This window comes from Marinobacter salexigens (assembly GCF_018860765.1).
GTDB lineage: Bacteria > Pseudomonadota > Gammaproteobacteria > Pseudomonadales > Oleiphilaceae > Marinobacter > Marinobacter salexigens_A.
Genome location: NZ_JAHKPV010000021.1, coordinates 414,685 through 435,616, shown reverse-complemented (window position 1 = coordinate 435,616; position 20,932 = coordinate 414,685). Strand labels below are relative to the sequence as shown.

General features: G+C 51.0%; 16 protein-coding genes. 12 read left to right on the top strand and 4 right to left on the bottom strand.

Going from position 1 to position 20,932, the window contains the following annotated elements:
- Nucleotides 1-46 precede the first annotated feature (46 nt).
- The 10 genes from KO508_RS15650 to KO508_RS15605 all read left to right on the top strand — a co-directional run bounded on the left by KO508_RS15650 (nucleotide 47) and on the right by KO508_RS15605 (nucleotide 12,279).
- Nucleotides 47-1,141 (top strand): ABC transporter ATP-binding protein, encoded by a 1,095-nt coding sequence (locus KO508_RS15650; RefSeq protein ID WP_216009225.1) that lies wholly within the window; start codon nucleotides 47-49, stop codon nucleotides 1,139-1,141.
- Nucleotides 1,141-2,244: an ABC transporter ATP-binding protein gene (locus tag KO508_RS15645; protein ID WP_216009224.1), complete on the top strand. Its 1,104-nt coding sequence runs from the start codon at nucleotides 1,141-1,143 to the stop codon at nucleotides 2,242-2,244. The genes KO508_RS15650 and KO508_RS15645 overlap by 1 nt, the downstream gene beginning before the upstream one ends.
- Nucleotides 2,241-3,107: a carbohydrate ABC transporter permease gene (locus KO508_RS15640; protein WP_216009223.1), complete on the top strand. Its 867-nt coding sequence runs from the start codon at nucleotides 2,241-2,243 to the stop codon at nucleotides 3,105-3,107. Before KO508_RS15645 ends, KO508_RS15640 begins: the two co-directional genes overlap by 4 nt.
- A gap of 10 nt (nucleotides 3,108-3,117) precedes the next feature.
- Nucleotides 3,118-3,924 carry a carbohydrate ABC transporter permease gene (locus tag KO508_RS15635; RefSeq protein WP_216009222.1) on the top strand — a complete coding sequence of 269 codons (807 nt, stop codon included), beginning with the start codon at nucleotides 3,118-3,120 and terminating at the stop codon, nucleotides 3,922-3,924.
- 11 nt (nucleotides 3,925-3,935) lie between these two features.
- On the top strand, nucleotides 3,936-4,211 hold the full coding sequence (locus KO508_RS15630) for a DUF2160 domain-containing protein (protein ID WP_216009221.1): 276 nt from the start codon (nucleotides 3,936-3,938) through the stop codon (nucleotides 4,209-4,211).
- Nucleotides 4,212-4,430: 219 nt separating this feature from the next.
- Nucleotides 4,431-6,179: an ABC transporter substrate-binding protein gene (locus KO508_RS15625; RefSeq protein WP_216009220.1), complete on the top strand. Its 1,749-nt coding sequence runs from the start codon at nucleotides 4,431-4,433 to the stop codon at nucleotides 6,177-6,179.
- A gap of 126 nt (nucleotides 6,180-6,305) precedes the next feature.
- Nucleotides 6,306-8,312, top strand: a complete 2,007-nt coding sequence (locus tag KO508_RS15620) for a methyl-accepting chemotaxis protein (RefSeq protein ID WP_216009219.1) — start codon at nucleotides 6,306-6,308, stop codon at nucleotides 8,310-8,312.
- A 150-nt stretch (nucleotides 8,313-8,462) separates the two neighbouring features.
- A complete protein-coding gene (eno, locus tag KO508_RS15615) occupies nucleotides 8,463-9,764 on the top strand; it encodes a phosphopyruvate hydratase (protein ID WP_216009218.1) in 1,302 nt (433 codons plus the stop codon).
- Between the two features lie 26 nt (nucleotides 9,765-9,790).
- Entirely contained in the window at nucleotides 9,791-10,597 is an 807-nt protein-coding gene (gene tpiA, locus KO508_RS15610; protein ID WP_216009217.1) for a triose-phosphate isomerase, read from the top strand.
- Between the two features lie 11 nt (nucleotides 10,598-10,608).
- Nucleotides 10,609-12,279: an NADP-dependent glyceraldehyde-3-phosphate dehydrogenase gene (locus KO508_RS15605; RefSeq protein ID WP_216009216.1), complete on the top strand. Its 1,671-nt coding sequence runs from the start codon at nucleotides 10,609-10,611 to the stop codon at nucleotides 12,277-12,279.
- A gap of 26 nt (nucleotides 12,280-12,305) precedes the next feature.
- Here KO508_RS15605 and KO508_RS15600 read toward each other — a convergent pair whose 3' ends face one another.
- Nucleotides 12,306-13,556 carry an ABC transporter substrate-binding protein gene (locus tag KO508_RS15600; RefSeq protein WP_216009215.1) on the bottom strand — a complete coding sequence of 417 codons (1,251 nt, stop codon included), beginning with the start codon at nucleotides 13,554-13,556 and terminating at the stop codon, nucleotides 12,306-12,308.
- A 242-nt stretch (nucleotides 13,557-13,798) separates the two neighbouring features.
- Here KO508_RS15600 and KO508_RS15595 point away from each other — a divergent pair, with 242 nt between their 5' ends.
- Together KO508_RS15595 and KO508_RS15590 are read left to right on the top strand one after the other, a co-directional pair.
- Nucleotides 13,799-14,329, top strand: coding sequence for a methylated-DNA--[protein]-cysteine S-methyltransferase (locus KO508_RS15595; protein WP_216009214.1), 531 nt, complete (start codon nucleotides 13,799-13,801; stop codon nucleotides 14,327-14,329).
- Nucleotides 14,329-15,357: an FAD:protein FMN transferase gene (locus KO508_RS15590; RefSeq protein ID WP_252738158.1), complete on the top strand. Its 1,029-nt coding sequence runs from the start codon at nucleotides 14,329-14,331 to the stop codon at nucleotides 15,355-15,357. The genes KO508_RS15595 and KO508_RS15590 overlap by 1 nt, the downstream gene beginning before the upstream one ends.
- A gap of 28 nt (nucleotides 15,358-15,385) precedes the next feature.
- Here the strand turns inward: KO508_RS15590 and KO508_RS15585 are convergent, their stop codons facing one another.
- From KO508_RS15585 to KO508_RS15575, 3 genes are read right to left on the bottom strand one after another with little or no spacing between them, the layout of a single operon-like run.
- Nucleotides 15,386-16,948, bottom strand: a complete 1,563-nt coding sequence (locus KO508_RS15585) for a general secretion pathway protein GspF (protein ID WP_216009213.1) — start codon at nucleotides 16,946-16,948, stop codon at nucleotides 15,386-15,388.
- A 12-nt stretch (nucleotides 16,949-16,960) separates the two neighbouring features.
- Nucleotides 16,961-19,474: a LamG domain-containing protein gene (locus KO508_RS15580; RefSeq protein ID WP_216009212.1), complete on the bottom strand. Its 2,514-nt coding sequence runs from the start codon at nucleotides 19,472-19,474 to the stop codon at nucleotides 16,961-16,963.
- Between the two features lie 6 nt (nucleotides 19,475-19,480).
- Nucleotides 19,481-20,671, bottom strand: a complete 1,191-nt coding sequence (locus KO508_RS15575; protein ID WP_216009211.1) for a hypothetical protein — start codon at nucleotides 20,669-20,671, stop codon at nucleotides 19,481-19,483.
- Nucleotides 20,672-20,932 lie beyond the last annotated feature (261 nt).

The window sequence follows — 20,932 nt, the reverse complement described above, 5'->3', positions numbered from 1 at the left end:
GTTTTCATACTCGGACGTGTTTCCATAAGAACAACAAGGAATGCTTATGTCCTTAACGCTGGAGAACCTCTCCCGAACCGTCGACCGCGTCGATTACGTTCGAGATGCCAACCTCACTTTTGAAGCGGGCTCTTTCAATGTTCTGTTGGGCCGAACTCTGGCCGGTAAAACCTCCATGATGCGACTGATGGCTGGCCTTGATAAGCCGACCCAAGGGCGTGTGCTATATAAGGGCGAAGATGTTACTGGGCAGAGTGTTCAGCGCCGGAACATTTCGATGATCTATCAGCAGTTCATTAATTACCCCACGCTCACCGTCTACGAAAATATCGCTTCACCATTGCGCTTGGCCAAAATGGCAGTATCTGAGATTGATCGCCGAGTAAAAGAGACTGCGTCAATGTTGCAGATTGAGCCCTTGCTTAAACGCTATCCCCTTGAGCTTTCCGGTGGCCAGCAGCAGCGCACTGCTATGGCTCGGGCGTTAGTGAAAGATGCCACTCTGGTATTGTTCGATGAGCCCTTAGTTAACCTTGACTATAAACTACGGGAAGAACTTCGAGCGGAACTACGGGATTTGTTTCGGGAGCGACAGTGTATTGCTGTGTACGCAACAACTGAGGCCAACGAAGCTTTAGCTCTTGGCGGCACAACAACCATATTGCACGAGGGTCGTGTCGTTCAGACAGGGCCTGTTATGGACGTGTATCGGGCTCCGGTCAATACATTGGCCGCGCAGTTGTTCAGCGAACCGCCTATGAACATGATCCGGGGTCGTGTAACGGATACTGAGGTGACCTTTGACGAATATTCTCACCACGCTCTGACTCAGGAGCTGGCAAAATTGGCGCCTGGAGATTACTGGTTCGGGATTCGCCCTAGCCATATTGCGTTGGTTCCCGCGAACGACGACGATCTGGAAATGTCCATGGAGGTCGCGCTTAGCGAGATCAGTGGTTCTGAGACCTTTATGCACGTTGAAAACAGCCATTTCGAGATGGTTATGCAACTGATGGGTGTTCACCAATACCACACAGGTGCTCCGGTGAAGGTCTACCTGCCCGTTAATAAGCTGTTCGTCTTCGATAACGATGAGCAATTGGTGCATACACCATCGCGGATTCTAGGAGGCGCACTCTGATGGCTGAAATTCAACTGAAAGCTATGGCGCACAGTTACATTGAAAACCCAACTGGGCCTGACGACTATGCCATTCGCCAGCTTGACCACGTTTGGCACAAAGGAGGTGCCTATGCACTGCTTGGACCTTCTGGTTGCGGAAAGAGCACAATGCTCAACATTATTTCGGGTCTGGTTCAGCCTTCTGAAGGCGATGTGCTGTTTGATGGGAAGCGGGTAAACGAACTGTCGCCACGAGATAGAAATATTGCACAGGTATTCCAGTTCCCTGTGATCTACGACTCGATGACTGTTTACGAGAACCTTGCCTTTCCTCTCAAAAACAACAAAGTGCCCGCCGCCAAAATCAAAACGCGAGTACATGAAATTGCAGAAGTTCTTGAGATAGAGGACAAACTTCACAAAAAGGCTAAGAACCTAACAGCTGATGAAAAGCAGAAAGTGTCCATGGGACGGGGTCTGGTTCGGGAAGATGTCTCGGCCATTTTGTTCGATGAACCCTTGACCGTCATTGATCCACAACTCAAGTGGAAACTGCGCAGAAAGCTGAAGCAGATCCACGAGCAGTTTGACATCACCATGGTGTACGTTACCCACGACCAGCTTGAGGCATCGACTTTCGCTGACAGGATTGCAGTAATGTACGACGGACAAGTTGTGCAGTTCGGCACGCCAACGGAGCTCTTCGAAGCGCCCAACCATACTTTTGTCGGTTACTTTATCGGCAGCCCAGGTATGAACATTATAGAGGTTGAGCGTTGTGCAGGAGGCGTGCGATTTGATTCTACTGACTTGCCTCTAGACGCATGGCAGGCCGATATTCTCGGACGCATGAAATCCAACAATATTAAGGTCGGTATAAGGCCTGAATTTATAGAAATCTCCCACGTGGCTACTGATGATACCTATGAAGCAGAGGTTCGGGATGTAGAGGATCTGGGAACCTATAAAATCGTTACAGTGAAGCTTGGCGAGCAGGTGATGAAAGTGCGCCAGAGTGAGGAGTTTGACGCCAGTATTGGTAGCCACATACATCTCTCATTCCCCAAACAGTGGCTTATGCTGTATGTGGATGAGTTTCTGGTACAGGGGCAACAGTCATGAACAAGATATCCGATAATCGTGCCTGGTGGCTCGTTCTGCCGGTTTTCCTTTTGGTCGCCTTTTCGGCACTGATACCGTTAATGACGGTTGTTAACTACTCGGTTCAAGATATTTTTGGCCCGGGTCAGGCTTACTATGTAGGCACGGAATGGTTCAAAGAAGTTTTGACTGATCAACGGTTGCGAGATTCTTTGATTCGGCAGTTTGCATTCTCCGGGGCTGTATTGGCGATTCAAATCCCGCTTGGTATTGGTGTAGCCCTGATGATGCCTAAATCTGGTGTCAAAGGTTCGCTGTGCCTCATTCTGGTAGCTATTCCGCTGCTCATTCCCTGGAACGTTGTTGGTACCATCTGGCAGATTTTCGCCCGTGGTGACATTGGTCTATTTGGTTGGGCGATCAATCAGATGGGGATGGACTATAACTACACTGGCGATACTCTGGATGCCTGGTTGACGGTTCTGCTTATGGACGTTTGGCATTGGACGCCGCTGGTAGCCTTGCTTTGCTACTCCGGCTTGCGCGCCATTCCCGAGGCTTTTTACCAAGCCGCTGAGATTGACCGTGCTTCGAAGTGGGCCGTCTTCCGCTATATCCAGCTACCACGACTGAAAAGCGTATTGATTATTGCTGTGCTTTTGCGGTTTATGGATAGCTTCATGATTTATATCGAGCCATTTGTTCTCACGGGTGGCGGGCCGGGAAGTTCCACAACCTTCCTCAGCCAAACTCTGACAACCATGGCAATAGGGCAGTTCGATCTCGGGCGTGCAGCAGCGTTCTCGCTGATCTACTTCCTGATCGTATTGCTGATTTCTTGGTTGTTCTTCACCGCCATTACTCACGCCGACAAAGAAAAATAAGGAGAGTGTGATGAGACAAACACGTTCCAAAAATATCGGGATTACAATCTACATCCTGCTATTGCTCACGCCGGTATACTGGCTCTTGAACATGTCCTTCAAAACCAGCCGGGAAATCCTGGGCGGGCTTACTCTGTGGCCGCAGAATTTCACATTTGATAACTACACAGTGATCTTTACGGATCCCAGCTGGTATAACGGCTACCTTAACTCCATGGCGTATGTGTCTATTAACGTAGTTATTACGCTGTTGGTTGCCCTGCCTGCGGCCTATGCGTTCAGTCGATACAAGTTTCTCGGTGATAAACATCTGTTTTTCTGGCTGCTCAGCAACCGCATGGCGCCGCCTGCTGTTTTCTTGTTGCCATTTTTCCAGCTGTATTCATCCATCGGTCTGTTCGATACCCATATTGCCGTTGCATTGGCGCACTGCTTGTTCAACGTGCCACTGGCGGTTTGGATTCTTGAGGGATTCATGAAAGGGGTTCCTCGTGAATACGATGAAATGGCCTACATTGATGGGTATAGCTTCCCGAGATTCTTTATAAAAGTATTTTTACCGATGATTCGGTCGGGCATAGGCGTAACGGCATTTTTTGCCTTCATGTTCTCTTGGGTGGAGTTGCTTCTGGCGCGAACACTCACGTCTGTGGATGCTCAACCGATAGGCGCAATTATGACTCGCACCATCGGCGCGAGCGGTATTGACTGGGGCGTGTTGGCGGCAGCCGGCGTGCTAACCATTATCCCGGGCTTGTTGGTTATCTGGTTCGTTCGCAACCATGTGGCGAAAGGCTTCGCCCTTGGGCGTGTATAAGGAGAATTGTTATGGTTGCTTGGATGAATTGGACACCCACGGTTATGGTGTTTTTTGCGGTTATTGTCGCGATTCTTACAGTGATGACCGTTTACGAACTGGTCGCCCCTTGCACGGAGCGTAAAGGATTTTTGCCGATTGAAACGACACGTGGAGATAGGTTGTTCATAGGCTTACTGTCGGCAGCATATATACACCTAACATTCCTTGCCGTGAGTGATATAACGCTATGGGCCGCACTGACGATTTCGGTGATATGGCTGTTAATTTTATTACGTTGGGGCTAAGGGGCGACTTTATGGCTATGCTTGTATGGCCGTTGCTGAAAATAGTGCTTTAAAGGTTGTAATGAATTCGAAATCGAACTATTTTTAAAGTTATGATCGAAAGCGATCATTTATTGCTTCTCATTAGCAACATAACTTGACGATCTAAGTGCTGTAAAAAGCCTAAACGGAGTGCGGATTTACGTTGCTCCATCCATAAGAAAGTAAATGAGGTTGGGTATGTTCAAAAACAACAAATATCCTAAGACTTTACTGTTAAGCGCTGCCTTTGGGGCTGTCAGTATGGGTTTGAGTTTACAAGCTAGCGCTGATCAGTATTCAGACGCGGCGGAAAAGTGGGTAAATAACGAGTTCAAAAAGTCGACTCTTACCAAAGAACAGCAAATGAAAGAGATGGCATGGTTTACCAAAGCTGCGGAATCCTTCCGCGGTATGGAAATCAATGTTGTTTCCGAAACCATTGCTACCCACGAATACGAGTCTAGCGTACTGGCGAAGGCCTTTTCTGAAATTACGGGTATTAAGCTGACCCACACCTTGATTCAGGAAGGTGACGTGATTGAGAAGCTGCAGACTCAGATGCAATCTGGACGCAACATCTACGACGGATACGTGAATGACTCAGACCTGATCGGTACACACGTGCGATACGGCAAGGTCGTAGCGGTTGAAGATATTATGAATGGTGAAGGCAAAGACTTTACGCTGCCTACACTGGATCTTGAGGATTTTATTGGTCTTGATTTCACCACCGGGCCTGATGGCAAGCTATACCAGTTACCAACTCAACAGTTTGCCAACCTTTATTGGTTCCGCGCCGACTGGTTTGAACGTGAAGATCTGAAAAAGCAATTCAAAGACATCTACGGCTATGAGCTGGGTGTTCCTGTTAACTGGTCCGCTTACGAAGATATTGCAGAGTTCTTCTCGGTTCACGTAAAAGAGATAGACGGCAAAAAAGTATACGGCCACATGGACTACGGCAAGAAGGACCCCTCCCTGGGGTGGCGCTTCACAGATGCCTGGTTCTCCATGGCTGGAGCTGGCGACAAAGGCTTGCCTAACGGTTTGCCTGTAGATGAGTGGGGTGTTCGGGTAGAGGATTGCCACCCTGTTGGTTCTGATGTCTCTCGCGGTGGTGCTACAAACAGCCCAGCTGCAGTTTATGCAACAGAGAAGTATGTGGATTGGATGGGCAAGTACGCGCCACCAGAGGCCACAGGGATGACCTTCTCAGAATCCGGCCCAGTGCCTGCTCAAGGCAATGTTGCCCAGCAGATTTTCTGGTACACGGCCTTTACTGCGAGCATGATTGAAGAGGGTCTGCCCGTTGTAAATGAAGAAGGCCTTCCTAAGTGGCGTATGGCCCCTTCTCCACGTGGCCCATACTGGGAAGAGGGCATGAAGCTGGGTTATCAGGACGTTGGTTCCTGGACCTTCCTGAGCTCGACGCCTGAAAAGCGGCGCTTGGCGGCATGGTTGTATGCGCAGTTTACGGTTTCGAAAACAGTCTCTCTTGAGAAGCTTGTTGCTGGCCTCACACCCATTCGTAACTCGGATATCAATTCCGATGTCATGACCGAGATGGCACCGAAATTGGGTGGTTTGGTTGAGTTTTACCGAAGCCCTGCGCGTGTCCAATGGACGCCTACAGGCACCAATATCCCTGATTATCCGAAAATGGCTCAGCTTTGGTGGCAGTACGTTGCTCAGGCCGCTAGTGGAGAAGCCACTGCTCAGGAAGCCCTTGATGGCCTAGCAAAGGCACAGGATCGGGTTATGGAGCGTCTTGAGAGAGCCAATATTTTGGCCACTTGTGCACCAAAATTGAACGAGCCTCGCGACCCGCAATACTGGTTTGATCAGCCAGGCGCACCTAAGCCGAAACTGTCTAATGAGAAAGTTCAGGGCAAAACCGTGTCTTATGACGACCTCATTAAAACATGGGAAGATGAGCGCGAAAGCTAATCTCTAACGTGAAATGCCCATCGCAAGAATCTTCTTTGTTGCGGTGGGCATCGTCACTTAGCCTTGTTGGGTTTTCCTGTTCAATGGTGTTCACTCAGTAGTGAACGAGTGATGAAGGTGTCAGAGATGAACAAGGTTTCTATTATTCACCGCTTATATGCTGGTTTTGCCCTACTTTGCGTGATTATCGCTTGCTGGGGCGTGTTTAATATTTACATGATGACTGCTTTTTCCGACACCACTCATGAACTCACACTCGACTATTTTCCTCTTGGGGAATTAGTTCAAGAGATTCAGACAAATCGCTCAGAGGCTGGAAAACAGGCCCTCTCTGTGTTGTCGGCCGACGACTCTGAGACGCTTCTTTCCAGACAATCACTCTTAAAAGAGACAATTGATGAGATGCACGCGGGCGCAAGCCGGGTTTCAGGCTTTGAGCGCTTAGAAGCATTTCCCGCAGTTCAGGCCGGAAACAAAGATATTATCGACAGCATTACAGATCTTGAGGCATCTGCGGAACAGCTTGGCGAGTACAAATCTTCCGTGCTGGCCACAACTGAAGTTGTTAACGAGGGCTTATCGGTATTCCTTGCCAACAACGCAGAGATGAAACGGCTTCTGGTTCGCGAAGGTACAGAGCCAGCGGGCGATGACATTTATATTCGCGACTTGTTCACAACGGTTATGGAAAGCTTGGGCAATATTGAGCTGTTAATTATGCAAATGGTTAGCACCGAAGACGCGCAGAAGCTTGAAGACGTTGTCGAGAATTTGAAGTTTAATACGCAAATGATCGAGCCGGATATCGACGCTCTGGTTGCGGAAGTTCCAAGGCTTGAAGGCCTCCCGCCTTTGATAAGCACCTTTATGGCTGCAGTAAACCAACAGGATGGGATTATCAATCAGTATTTGATGTACAGGCAGAATCGAACAAAGCTTGATAAAACTTCTGGTGCACTAGAGCGCGATCTGGGCTCTCTGGCTGCTCATCTAGACGAGATGAGCGCCGCCGTTTCGGATAGAACAATCGAAGCGGTTTACTCCCTAGATGCAATGGCTAGGCGATCAGAGCAGCTCGTGTATTGGTTGCTACCGCTCGTTATTCTTATAGCTGTAGCTACCTCGTTGTGGTTGGGGAAAATGATCAGCCGACCTCTAAAAGCAACGCTTGAGCATTTGGCTAGGATGGCAAAGGGAGACTATTCGCAGCACCTTGAGTTTGATGCACAGGGCGAATTTGTTGTTCTCAAAGCTTCTGTTAACCAATTGTCCGATGCTATGGCAACGGTTCTTGGGAGCTTACAACAGGCGGGTGCTGATATTGCGGTTATTGCTTCAGGGAACGCCATATTTGCGAGAGATTTTAATGAGCGAATTCGCGGTCAATCCGATGAGCTTGGTGCGATAGCCGCGGCGATGACTCAAATGGAAGCGTCTGCCCGTGAAGTCGCGGGTTCGGTGCGGGAAACCCATGGTTTGGTGGGTGAAATCAACCGGCAAGTTGAGGAAAACCTTGAAGCCGCCGAGCATGGAAATCGATGTGTTGCTGGTTTAGAAACGCAGGCGGAGCACACCGCAGGGAAACTCCAGCAACTTGAGAAAGCCTCGTTTGATATTGAACGCATTACCGCAACGATTGATGATATTGCCAATCAGACGAATTTGCTGGCACTTAATGCAGCAATAGAGTCTGCGCGGGCAGGAGAAGCTGGGCGCGGATTTGCAGTGGTTGCTGATGAGGTGCGAAGTCTTGCCCAAAAAACCACGGACAGCACAGACACCATACGCACTCTGGTAGAGCGACTTCAGGCAGAAGCAACAGAGTCTGTGAGTTCAATGAATAGTAGCTTCTCTCAATTGGAGGCGGTGAGAACACTCATGGCTGGCGTATCCGGGGGTGCTGAAAAAATTCGTTGTGCCATGGCTCAAATCCATCAGGGGGCCGACCAGATCCGTCATGGTATGGATGAGCAAGAGGATGTCAGTCAGTCAGTTGCTCGTCAGGTTAATGATATCAGTGCTTCTACCACGGTCAGTCTTGAGCAAGTTGACGAATTGGTTAGCACCTGTGAGCGCCTAGAGTTATCTGTGACCGATATTGAAGCTCTGGCAGGACGCTTTCACGTTCGATAGTTAGACTGAAGGTTAGCGAAATTCTTTTTTGTCTAAAAGAATTTGCTCACCTTCTTTTTTTGCCTAAAGGTTTTCGTTTACAAACATTGAATGTGTTTTTTCGAATATATAGTCATTTCTCAAACAAAAACAATGAGTGAGTACGAAAATATGGAAAATATAAAGACAATTAATGCCCGGGAAATTCTGGACTCCAGAGGCTTTCCAACAGTGGAAGTAGACGTGGTGTTGCATAACGGCGTTGTTGGCCAAGGCCGCGCACCGTCCGGTGCATCAACCGGCTCTCGCGAAGCATTGGAGAAACGTGATGGGGATGTCTCAAGGTACAACGGTAAGGGCGTACTTGAAGCTGTAAGGGGTGTTGAGGAGCGTATTGCGCCAGCGTTGGAGGGACGATTGGTCTCTGATCAGATAGCAATCGACCGGTTCATGTGTGATCTGGATGGCACTTCTAATAAGTCCGAGCTTGGAGCTAACGCAATTCTAGCTGTGTCTCTGGGGCTGGCAAATGCGGCTGCGCGTCATAGGCAGCAGCCTCTGTATCGTTATCTGGCCGAACTCTATGGCTGCACTAAGCCCAGTGTTTTACCCGTCCCAATGATGAACATCATCAATGGCGGAGCTCATGCCGACAACAACATAGATATTCAGGAGTTTATGATTCAACCAGTTGGCGCTTCCAGCTATAACGAGGCGCTGAGAATGGGAGTTGAAACCTTCCATTCGCTGAAGTTCTTGTTGACGCAAAAGGGACTGTCTACCTCTGTAGGCGACGAAGGAGGTTTTGCACCGAATTTACGTTCCAGTGAAGAGGCCCTTGACTTGATACTAGAGGCCGTCGAAAAAGCAGGCTTCCGCCCGGGGTCCGATATCGTATTGGCTCTGGACTGTGCCGCTTCGGAGTTTTATTCCGATAGTTATTACTGCCTCAATAGAGCAGAGACGAAGTTTAGCTCTGAAGAGTTTGCCGACTATCTGACTTCGCTAGCCATGCATTACCCCATCGCCTCCATTGAGGATGGAATGGATGAAAACGACTGGCAAGGTTGGAAGCTCTTGACGGCAAAGCTCGGTGAACGAGTGCAGTTGGTGGGAGATGACCTTTTTGTCACAAATACCTCGTTGATCAGCGAAGGAATTAACAAGGATATAGCGAACTCTGTACTCATCAAGCTTAACCAGATTGGTACTTTAACGGAGACGTTGGACGCCATTGGTATGGCTCATGACGCTGGTTACACAACCGTTATCTCCCATCGAAGTGGCGAAACAGAGGATACGTTTATTTCAGATTTATCGGTGGCGACTCGCTCAGGGCAGATCAAAACCGGGTCACTTTGCCGTTCGGACCGAGTTGCCAAATACAACCGACTGCTTCAGATCGAACAGGATCTTGGCGCCCATGCCTTTTACCCCGGCGTTGGAGCTATTCGTTGCTCACTGGGTAGCTGAACATCGCTCTTGTCACGAGAAAAATCATGAGAAAACCGTTATTAATTGGAAACTGGAAGATGAACGGCAGCCTTCAGGCCAACGAGGCTTTAGTGATGAGGTTGTTACCACGACTGCGCGCCTTCCGTGATTCTTTAGAGCTGGGTGTTTGTCCTCCACTGCCATATCTATTTCAAGTGAGAGATTTGCTTGGCTCTACGGGCGTTGCACTAGGCGCTCAGAATGCATCTGCTTTCGTATCCGGCGCCCATACAGGAGAGGTCAGCGTAGCCATGCTTCAGGAACTGGGGTGTCGCTATGTGCTTGTTGGCCACTCTGAACGAAGAACGCTATACGGTGAAACAAATCAGGACGTCGCTGCCAAATTCCGGGCGGCGATGAGTGTTGGGCTGACTCCCGTGCTTTGTGTTGGCGAATCGTTGGAGGAGCGGGAAGCCGACCAGACATCCAACGTGGTGGCAAAACAGATACAGGCTGTGATTAACGAGGTAGGCCTGTCGTCGCTGACAAAAGGTGTTGTTGCTTACGAGCCTGTATGGGCAATTGGCACAGGGAGAACGGCCACTCCTGAGCAAGTTTCAATAGTTCATCAGGATATCAGGAGCTTTGTTGGCTGTGATGCGTCAGAAGCTTCGCAGGATATCAGCGAGGATTTGCGGATCATTTATGGCGGCAGCGTTAAGCCCAAAAACGCTATTGACCTCTTTAGCCTGTCTGATGTCGATGGTGGCCTGATAGGCGGTGCCTCACTGCATTCCAAAGGTTTTGGAGCCATAGCTGGAGCACTGGCAGAGGCCTACGGGTTGCTGGCAGACGATTACGAAACCCACTAACGGAGACAGTAATGCAATCAACAAAAACACTGGGGCCAGACAGTAATGAGCATGCGCCTGGCTGGAGCAACCCGGACTTTTTTCCGGACGAGAAAGGCATTCCCGATAAGCTCATACGTGAGGGCGGGTTATCAATAAACCATGCACTCATTGCTGGCGAACTTCGGGATTGGCGAGGACCATTCGCAGAGGTGCTCAGCCCTATTTGCAAGAAAACAGAAGACGGCTCTGACCCCCAGCCATTAGTTATTGGTAAGACACCCCTAATGAATGGAAAAGCTGCCCTGCAGGCTCTGGACGCTGCAGTCAACGCCTACGGTCAAGGCAGAGGCGACTGGCCCAGTTTCTCGGTTGCCCGGCGGATTGAACACGTAGAACAGTTTTTGGCCGAGATGCGAAGCCACCGAGAAGCGGTCGTTGAACTGTTGATGTGGGAAATCGGAAAAACCTATAACGATGCCTGTAAAGAGTTCGACAGAACCGCCGATTATATCAGCGATACTATCCATGAGCTCAAGGTCCTAGACCGTCGATCGTCGCGATTCGAAACGGTTGGTGGCGTTGTAGCCCAGACCCGTAGATTGCCCGTTGGTGTAGCGCTTTGCATGGGCCCCTACAACTATCCACTGAATGAGACGTTCACCACGCTTATTCCTGCCTTGATTATGGGGAACACCGTGGTGTTCAAACCTGCCAAATACGGTGTGCTTTTGATAGCCCCATTGCTGGAAGCGTTTCGGAATTCTTTTCCGCCCGGGGTGATCAACGTAATTTTTGGTCGGGGCCGGGATACCGTAGGTCCGCTGATGAAAAGCGGTCACGTCGATATGTTTGCATTTATTGGCACCCATAAAGGCGCCTCTGCGCTGAAACAGATGCATCCAAAACCGCATCGGCTTAAAGCAGTGCTGGGGCTCGATGCCAACAATCCCGCCATTGTGCTGGCGGACGCGGATCTAGATCTTGCAGTGAGTGAATGCGTTGCAGGAGCACTTTCCTTTAACGGACAGCGCTGTACTGCACTGAAACTGCTGCTGGTGCATGAATCTCTGGCTGAAGAGTTCGTGTCGCGGTTTTCGGTAGCTGTAAACAACCTAGTGGCGGGAATGCCCTGGGATAAAAACGTAGCGTTGACTCCCTTGCCTGAACCGGGAAAGGTAGCCTATCTCCGTGAGTTAGTGAAGGATGCGGAGACGAATGGAGCCGCCATAGTTAATGAAGGGGGAGGGCAGGCAAACGGCACCTATTTTCATCCTGCGCTCCTTTATCCAGTAACCACAAGCATGCGCATATACAGTGAGGAGCAGTTTGGGCCGGTTATTCCTGTGGTAGCGTTTCGGAATGAGGCGGAAGCTATCCGCCACGTAAGGGATTCCGAGTTTGGCCAGCAGCTCAGCATTTTTGGTACCGATCCGGAGACTATGGGCGGCCTCATTGATATTCTGGCGAATCAAGTCGGGCGGATCAATCTGAATGGCCAGTGCCAGCGAGGACCAGACACTTTGCCGTTCAACGGGCGAAAAGATTCGGCCGAAGGAACGCTTTCAGTTTCTGATGCATTGAGGGTCTTTTCAATTCGTACAACGGTATCGACCAAATCTAGCGAGCGGAACCGAGATCTCGTAACGGGTATTGTGCGCGGTCGCCACTCGCGCACTCTGACAACGGACTATCTGTTCTAATAATTGCTCCGCAAGAGCTGGCGAGCTCACAACGTCACTGGCTTTCCAGCCTCCCTGCGACGAGCCTCCCATTCTTCGCGGGTTTGTGCGGCGTTATCGCCAGACATAGAGCCGATGATGCTGAAGTAATCCGCACCATACTCGTCGGCCATGATGGCCGTACGGGGTTTCACTTTAACCACATAAACAGACTGTACGTTTTGGTGGTCGAAGTCACGCCAATACTGTTCGTCTTTCAGGAACGTGTACCTATGCCCTTCAAGGGCTCGAATCAATGCTCGGGTATTGGTTGTTCCGGCGCGTTCTACCGCGCTTTTGTATTGGTAGACAATGCTGTAGGCGGAAGCAGCGGCGGTCGATGGTCGCATTTCATAGCGCTTTGAGAAGGCTTCAACAAATTCTTTACCACGTGGATAGTTCATCTCATAGGGGACGTTCCATACCCATGGGCTACCACCAACAACACCTTCCATGATGGTTGGGCCAACCTGAATTGCCATGCCCAAAGTAAGGTTGGGGACAACAATCTGCATTTTTTTAGTCAGGCCCATTTCGTAAGCTACGTTGAGGGCGCGAACCATGTCATCCCCAAACAGTACCAGCATAAGCACTTTTGCATCGCTTGCGTCGGCCTGTTCTAGAGCATTCTGGAAGTCGTTTACCAGAGCCCGTGGGAACGGAGTTTTCACACCAGGGTGGCGCTCTGTGTCTTCCGTATCGGAAAATTTACGCACCGATTCCTCAACCGACCAGCCCCATGTGTAATCAGAAGTAATATAGAAATAGTCCTCACCGCCATGGTTTTGTTTTAGGTACTGGCTGAGAACCTTAGCCGTCATCCAGGCATTGTAAGGTTCGCGGAACATGTGGGTGTGCGCAGCACTTCCGGTGGTTGCATTGGAATAGGTAAGGGTACCAAAATAGAGCCGGTCGCGCTCGCGGGCGGCGTTTCCCGAAGCAATTGCTACGGAGCTGGATACGCCACCAAGCACCATTTTAACGCCTTCGTTGTCGATCATTTCAGCGGTGTTTCTTGCGCCTCGGGCGGGCTTTCCGCGGGTGTTACGAATCACCAATTCCAGAGGCTGCCCCATAACACCGCCAGCTTTGTTGATTTCATCTACCGCCAAAAATGCACCCAGCCGCTGTTGTAACCCTTGATCTTTGTATCGACCAGTTTGTGGATAATTCAGGCCGATTTTTAGTGTTTCGGCGCCAAGGGTACTTGCCGAAAGCAGAAGTAAACAGAAGGTTAAAAGGGCTTTTCCGGGTAGCATAAGTGGCTCCAGCTGAAGGGTACGACCAAGTGATCGTCACTTGGGCCGGTACTCTAATTGTTGTAGTTTGTTTGTTAGCCAGAGGGCTAGTTTCTTTTTCGAGGCAGAGTGCGGCAATCAGACAAAAGTGGGAATTTGAGTAAATATTTGTACGTTTGCACACTCACTTACATGAGTCATACTGCATTTGCCGGTGTTGAGAGCGATGGAGCAACCGGGGAACCGAGATCGAGGAGCTTTCCATGACGGGTAAGAATGCACGGGACGAAACGATCATCTGGCAGACTGGCCACTGCTATCTCGGTGAAATTCTAGTTGCCTGCACATCACAGGGAGTATGTGCTGTTCTTCCGGGTGATTCTGTAGAAGAGTTAGTCGCAGATCTGGCTCGACGCTTCCCCCATGCCCGTTTTGATCATGCAAATAATTCCCGCGCGGAGTGGTTTTCCAGAGTGATGAGCTATCTGATTGATAGCCGTAAACCGCTCGATATTCACCTTGACCTCCGTGGTACGGATTTCCAGTGCAAAGTATGGCAAGCGTTGCAGAAGATTCCTTCCGGCAGTTCATCCACATATGGCGAAATTGCACGGCGCATGGGAATGCCTAGCGCATCAAGAGCAGTAGCCGGAGCTTGCGCTGCCAATCCACTTGCGGTGGTGGTGCCATGTCATCGTGTGCTGCGTGGCGATGGCAGCCTTTCTGGCTATCGCTGGGGTGTTAAGCGCAAACAAGCGGTGCTTAGCCATGAGCAGGGACTGTCTGAACGATAATGTCAGTCACTACTTTTTTTCTCCTCCAGATTCGCCGACTGTCTGGCGCGTTTCTCTCTGCGCTTATCCTGCTTGGTTTGCTGCTGCCTGTTACATCGTATGCCCAGTGGTTTCGATATACAGATATCGCCATGACAACGCCGGTGGAGTTGGAATTCTGGTTTTCTGATCAGGGTGTCGCAGATGCAATTGCTGAAGATGTGCTGGCGGTCTTTCATCAAGTAGATAGGGATATGAGCCGTTACCGGGAGGATTCCGAACTCTCCGTTGTTAACCGTCAAGCTGCAGAGCAACCGGTGCAAGTAAGCGCCGGTCTTTTTCGGGTACTGAAAAGAGCTGAAGACGTAGCCGAGCTCAGTGGCGGGGCATTCGATATCAGCTTTGGCTCCGTTGGTTATCTTTATGATTACCGTGAGCATCAGCAACCGTCGGAAGACGATATTCAGGCAAGGCTTAGCCATATCAACTATCAGGATGTTGTTTTGGATGAAGCCGAACGCACGGTTAGGTTTCGGCAAAAAGGCCTGTTGGTTGATTTAGGAGGCATTGCAAAAGGCTATGCGGTGGACCTTGGGATTGAGCAACTGGTGCGTGCTGGGGTTCAGCATGCTCGGCTTAGCGCTGGCGGAGATCTCCGGCTGCTTGGAGACAAACGTGGCCGGCCTTGGTTGGTGGGGGTTCGCGACCCTCGTTCAGAGAAACGCAACGCGGTGGTGTTACCTCTTGCGAACCTTGCCATTTCCACTTCCGGCGATTACGAGCGGTTTTTCATCAATGAGCAAGGCGAACGGGTGCATCATATTCTCTCTCCCGGCACGGGGAAGTCCGTGCGCGGCGTCCAGAGCGTGACTATCATTGGCTCGGGTGCGCTCACAACGGATGGACTGTCTACGGCTGTTTTTGTTCTCGGGCCGGAAAAGGGCTTGGAGATGATTGAAAAACTGCCGGGTGTTGATGCAATCATTATTGATGATCAGCGCGTGATGCACTTTTCTGAGGGGCTAGCGCCGCCGGAGCCAACACACTGATTCCGGGGCGCTTTCACCTTTTAACGCGTTAGCGCCTCGGTGGAATGGTTCCGCTAACCACATCAGAGAATGCAATCAGCCTGTCCTGACTAGCCGCATTACCTAACCCATGGCCAAGAAATTTTGATGCGAAAGCACCTTGCTCGCCGTGCAGCGCCATGTAGTTCAATAGAACGGTTTGAACTAACTGGTTTACATTGTTTGCAGCCGGGCTGGATGCGGTTTCCACAGATGCGTCCGGGCGCATGAAGCCAATCTGGTTACGTATGGGGGTAGGGCGCCCGTTGGGGTTATACACCAAGAAAAACGACGCTGCGGTCTGCTGGTTATCGCCGGTCCACTCGCCTTTGCCACGGCCATCTTCAGAATCGTCCAAGCGCCCGTTGCTGGACACAGAGCCATCGCTGAACACGTACAGCATTAGAGGCACCCCAACCCTTGCCGCGTATTCGAGGCAGGCGCCCATGCAACGGCCAGCCAGTTCATCGCGGCGCTCACCAGTTGCCCGCTCGCCCGTATGGTAGTCATAGCCGCCCATGGTCACGGTGCCCGCACCCGCGTAGCCGTTCATAACCAATTTCATCACAGAGGCAGTCTTTTGGAATTCTCGGTTGCCTGAGAATTCCGTACTCGAGAATATCCCGCCGGGGCCAACAATGTCGGTATCCAGCATAGGGTCAAGAATGGCTGGGTTGCCGTAATTCTCGATCAAGTTTGCACTCTTGGCGTAGCCGCAGCGCACCAATTTTTTGATGTCTGCGTCGGCACCAGAACCGAGTTTGGTATTTACCTTATTCATTTTGGCATCACTGATGCGCTGAACAGCTTCCATCACAGAAACGGCATCGGATTGGTTTAGGATGGACGTAAGGTCGCCCACATCCACCAATCCTTTTGCATCCGACGGGCGGTCTATTTTAGTGGGGCGTACTTTCGGGTTGATCATGCTCATTGGCGCCATGGAGTTGCCGCCGGATTGAGAGCTTTGAGAGCCAATCAGCGAGAGCAGAGATCCGTCGGCACCGGCCTGATAGATGCCATACATAGGATTGTGCGGGTTGTTGCCGGTATCGTTTTCCGAACGCGCAGCAATTACGGCACCATTGACCGCCGCTCGGGTTCCAGCACTGGTGCTTTGTTGGATTCCCCGCAAGAAGCTACTGTCCGAGTGGAACGCAAGTCCAAGCTCTTCATTCACAAAAGCAGGGTCATTTGGAAGCATGTCGCCGGGCAACCCTAGCTTGTTGTACCCCGCAGTGCTTAGAAAGTCCTTTTGGCCACCGCTTCCACCCATAAGCACGTTTGAGCCTGCAATGCTGGCGCCTCCGGCAAGGTCAAAACAGATAAAAGGTATTTTTCCCGCCCCCGGTATGCCGATGCCACAGCTATCTTTCAGTTCCTGCGACAGTTCTGCAGCGGCCATTCTAGGGTTGGCGAACAGGCTAAATACGGACGCGCCTAACACCGTAGCAGTGCCGGCCATCATGCCTTGGGCAATGAACTCCCGCCGGGTCTTTGGTCGCGAGTGGTCGCTGTGGAGGAGAGGCTCACCATTGGCCAGAGGCCGTTTACGAGATTTGCGTATAAACATGAGCGTTGTCCTCTACTGAACCAAGGTGGTGGCGCTGCCAAGCACCGCAGCACAACTTGCTTTAACAATGGTTTCGGTGCGGTCCGCCGGGCAGGTGGCGCCGCCACACTGCGACAGGGTGTCTATGAGGCTGTCCAGCTCCCCTTCGATTGACTGTGTGCTCGGCTGAGTTCCAAGATTGTCGCCCACAAATCGCGCCAACAGAGGGTCGGTAATCTGGCGCTTGCCGCTGGTATTAAACGCAGTGGCTGCAGAGGCCGAGAAGTTGAAGCCGGGGAAGAACGCCTGTCTTTTCGAAGCGTCTGCAACCAAAGCGTCACAATACTGAATCGCCATTTGAGTAATGGCCATTTGGTGTGAGGAAAGAAAACCCTCAACATTCTCCACGGTTGGCAACTGCTGCTTCACGGTGTTGAAGGTGTTTGCAATTGCCTCGTTGGTGCGGGGAATGCCCGTCATGCGGGCCATAGATTCATTAACCTCATCGAAGGTTTTTAGGCCAATGTCCGATGAAGGTGGCAAAATTTGCGGTGCGACGGCTCCGGGCAAGGAAGGCTCAGAGCGTGAGAAAGTGCTGCTTCCAAGTCGATCAAACGTTAAAAAGAATTCATCGCTGGCAGGGCCATTTTCGAGGGCGATAATCGTACCTAGCCGCGATAAGGGCTGGCCGGTTCCGGGCACATATGTTTCGCTATCAAGAGTTACATCCAGATTTGCCCAAGATTGCCCCACGGTTGCTTCTTTGCCGTTAATACCCAAACGCATTCCCTCAAGCGGGATGTTTGATGGCTCTGCATTCTCATCCAAGCTGATAAAGAAGGGTGCCGTGAAGCGATAGCTGTAGTTGTCGAATACGCTAACATCGAAAACAACGAAGCTTTCAGGCACGTCAATCAGGTGGGATACGCCAAACAGCAAGTAGAACTTCTGTCCCACACCCACATCATAATTGGTTCTGATTTGTTCCGGCGTCAGCGACCGACTATGGAAGGCGACCATGCGAATGGCACCCTGCCAAGGTGAGTTGCCGTCGGTTTCGTTGCCTAGAACCAGCGCAAAACTGTTATCCCATTCGGACAGTAGACCTGCATTGTCCGGGTCGACATCGCCAGAGTGTTGGCCGTTAACAAAGATTTGCCGTCCGGTGCCAGGGGCATAGTTAATCACCACATGTTGTAGTGTGGCTTGCAGGAGCTTATCGCCGTCTTGAGTTGCGAATGGAGTATTCTCATCGCTGGTGGTGCTTCGATGAAGCACTTCATAGCGTTGCAGGCTTTGGCTTAACGTAAGGTTGCGCGTGCTGGCAGAGCCGGAGTAGGTGATGATTCGTGCGTCTTCCTGAGTGGTATTGCCCGGTGCGACCCAGGCTTCGATGGCATATTCACCGGAGCCAGTTAGCAAGGTATGTAGTTTGCGGCTGTTAGCGGTCGAGCCCTGAGCTTTGCCTGCGGGTGTTACAGGGCCGCTTTGTGTTTGGACTTCGGGGCCAATATTTATACCCCAACCCAACACCCAGTCCACGTTGCCGCTGAGCGTAAGGTCTAGTGCCGTGGAGACGCCGCTGGTATCGTAAGCGATTTGGCCTTGCCCGGCCTTGAACTCATATAGCGCAATGATGTTGTCTTCAAAACGACCGCCTGAATTCGCCAATAACCCATCCTGCTCCAGCACCAGCGCCTTGCTGGCAACCAGAGCCGGGTCCACCGGAGTGGGTGATAAAGGTTGAGCGAATTCTTCTATCGCCATTTCCATCATGCCTGCCGACCAATCGCAGTCTGCTTCGCCTTGATTCGCCCAGCAGTTGTGGAAATCCCTTTTCAAGCGAACAACAAAACGGGAGTTTTCCGGAGTGTTTAGGTCCATCCGGCTCTTGGACTGTTGGTAGGCAATGTCCGGGTTATCGCTGGCAATGTAAGGCGTTTGCCCGCCATCGCTGTGGCAGTCGGCACAGTAGGTTTTCAGTACCGGGTACACTGTGTTTTCAAAACCACTACTGTCTGTTGGGAAGGCAAGGGTGGCTCCCGGAGGCCTCAGATCGGGCGCCTTTAACTCAACGGTTTTAAGGGAGCCGGTTCCCCCGTCAGCCCATTTGGAAAGGTAGGTGATTATAATATCGGCGCAGACAGAATCGCTGGTCGTCCAACAATTATGGCCACCGGCTACCTTGGTAACCATCTGCGACTGGGAAGGGGTGGCGAGATTCACAATGCTATTTGCTTGGGCATAGGCGCTGTTGATGTCTTGCTGGTTTGCAAACGTAGGCGACTGGCCACCAGCGCCGTGACAAGAGCCGCATCGGTTATCTTGTGCGAGCTTATCCCAAACATTGAGTTTGAAACTTTGTACATCGCCTGTGGCGGGTGGCGGGCCACTGTAGTTTGCAGCACCGGAACCGGATGACGTGTTGGGTAGAGCCTCTGTGGCCTCACCTCCGCAAGCGCTTAACAGCAGAGCGGCGAATACCATTAAAGTAATGGACAGTATTGATTGGTGTTGGCCTGAACGGGGATAGGTTAGTGGTCTCATCAGGTATTAATCCCCTGCACAGTAGACAGCAGATTCGGCAAACACCTGCTTCAGATTGAAGTTATGGGACCTGAAGCTCGCCACCATGTTGCTGACCTGTGAGTGGTCTGCGTTGGTGGAGGGCGGCCTGAGACACACATTTTTGAACACTTTTTTAACCTGACATTCGGCGAACGCATCAGAATGCGCCAATTCCTTACCCAAGCTTTTTGCACCACTGCCTGAGCCGGGCAGGCTGGCATCCCAGCCCATTCGTCGGTTAGCACCCTGACGCCAGTAATTGTCCCACTGATCGTCAGGGGTTACGTAGCCTTGTTCGAAGGTTGTCGAATTGATGTGGTACTTACCCTGAACTCGCGACTGAGTATCCGGGTCGATGTCGTTGACGGTGTTATACACCAGTTGGCCTAGCGCACCATCCGGGTCGTTGTCCGGGTTGTAATCATAATCGTAGTAAGCGAACGCCTGTGTCATAGGGTCCATGCCCGTGTGGCAGCCCACGCAGTTATTTAAAAAAACGCGGCTGTCGCCTCCAGGGCTGCGGGAAACGTCCTGACGAATCCTGTCCGGAGGCAAGTTTACATCGGCCACTTGCTCTAGATCGCGGCACATGTGGTTAATGAGCGTAAACCTGAACATGGCGCGGTTGGTTCCAGCACTGAAAAAGGCTCTGGCTGCCTCACGGGAGGTCAGTACGCCCGCGGTGGCAGACGTGGGAAGGCCGTTATATGCAGATTGGTTTACACCTTTGAAATTTTGCTTGTCGGACAGGTCGTAGCCAAGCTGATCAATCTGCTCGTAATGCGCATTGCCCGAGTTGGAATAGGGAGGCAATCCACTCCAGAAACCGACATATAGTGTGTCGTCATAAAGCACTTTACGAAAATCTGCATCGTCCCTTACTAGGCCGATCACCGTGGCGGTGTAATCGTTTAGCGGCACGAAAGGCGTCATCGCTTCGTTCGTCCAGGGTGCTGCAAAGTTTTTCAGGGTTACATTGTAAAAAGCCGGGTCAGCCAATGCAGTATAGGCCGCATCAAGCTTGCGACCTGACAAAATGTCCTGCTCCATACTGTTAAGAACAGAGGGCGCTGGGGGTACGCCTGCAATTCGGTCATGAATCCGCTTGGCTTGCTCCCGCGCTCCGGCGTTAGCCGCACCTGTGTGTGTAGCGGCAAGTAAAATCAGGAGTGACATACTGCACGCCTTGAATGCGCCAAATCGCGTTGCCACTTTGGCTTTCATGTCACTGCCCTCAATAATTTTAACTGGTGCACAATAGGCCAATTTTACAATTGTTAATAGTTTATACTTGCAATTTACTACGGGAGTTGTGGGATGCGCCACGGAATTACAATTGCTTACGCAAAGCCCGTAGAGATCTACAGCGGCACAGATTTAGTTTAGGCCATGCATTTCGTTTGCTGCAGAGCAGTGACATCATTTTTTATTGGAGCT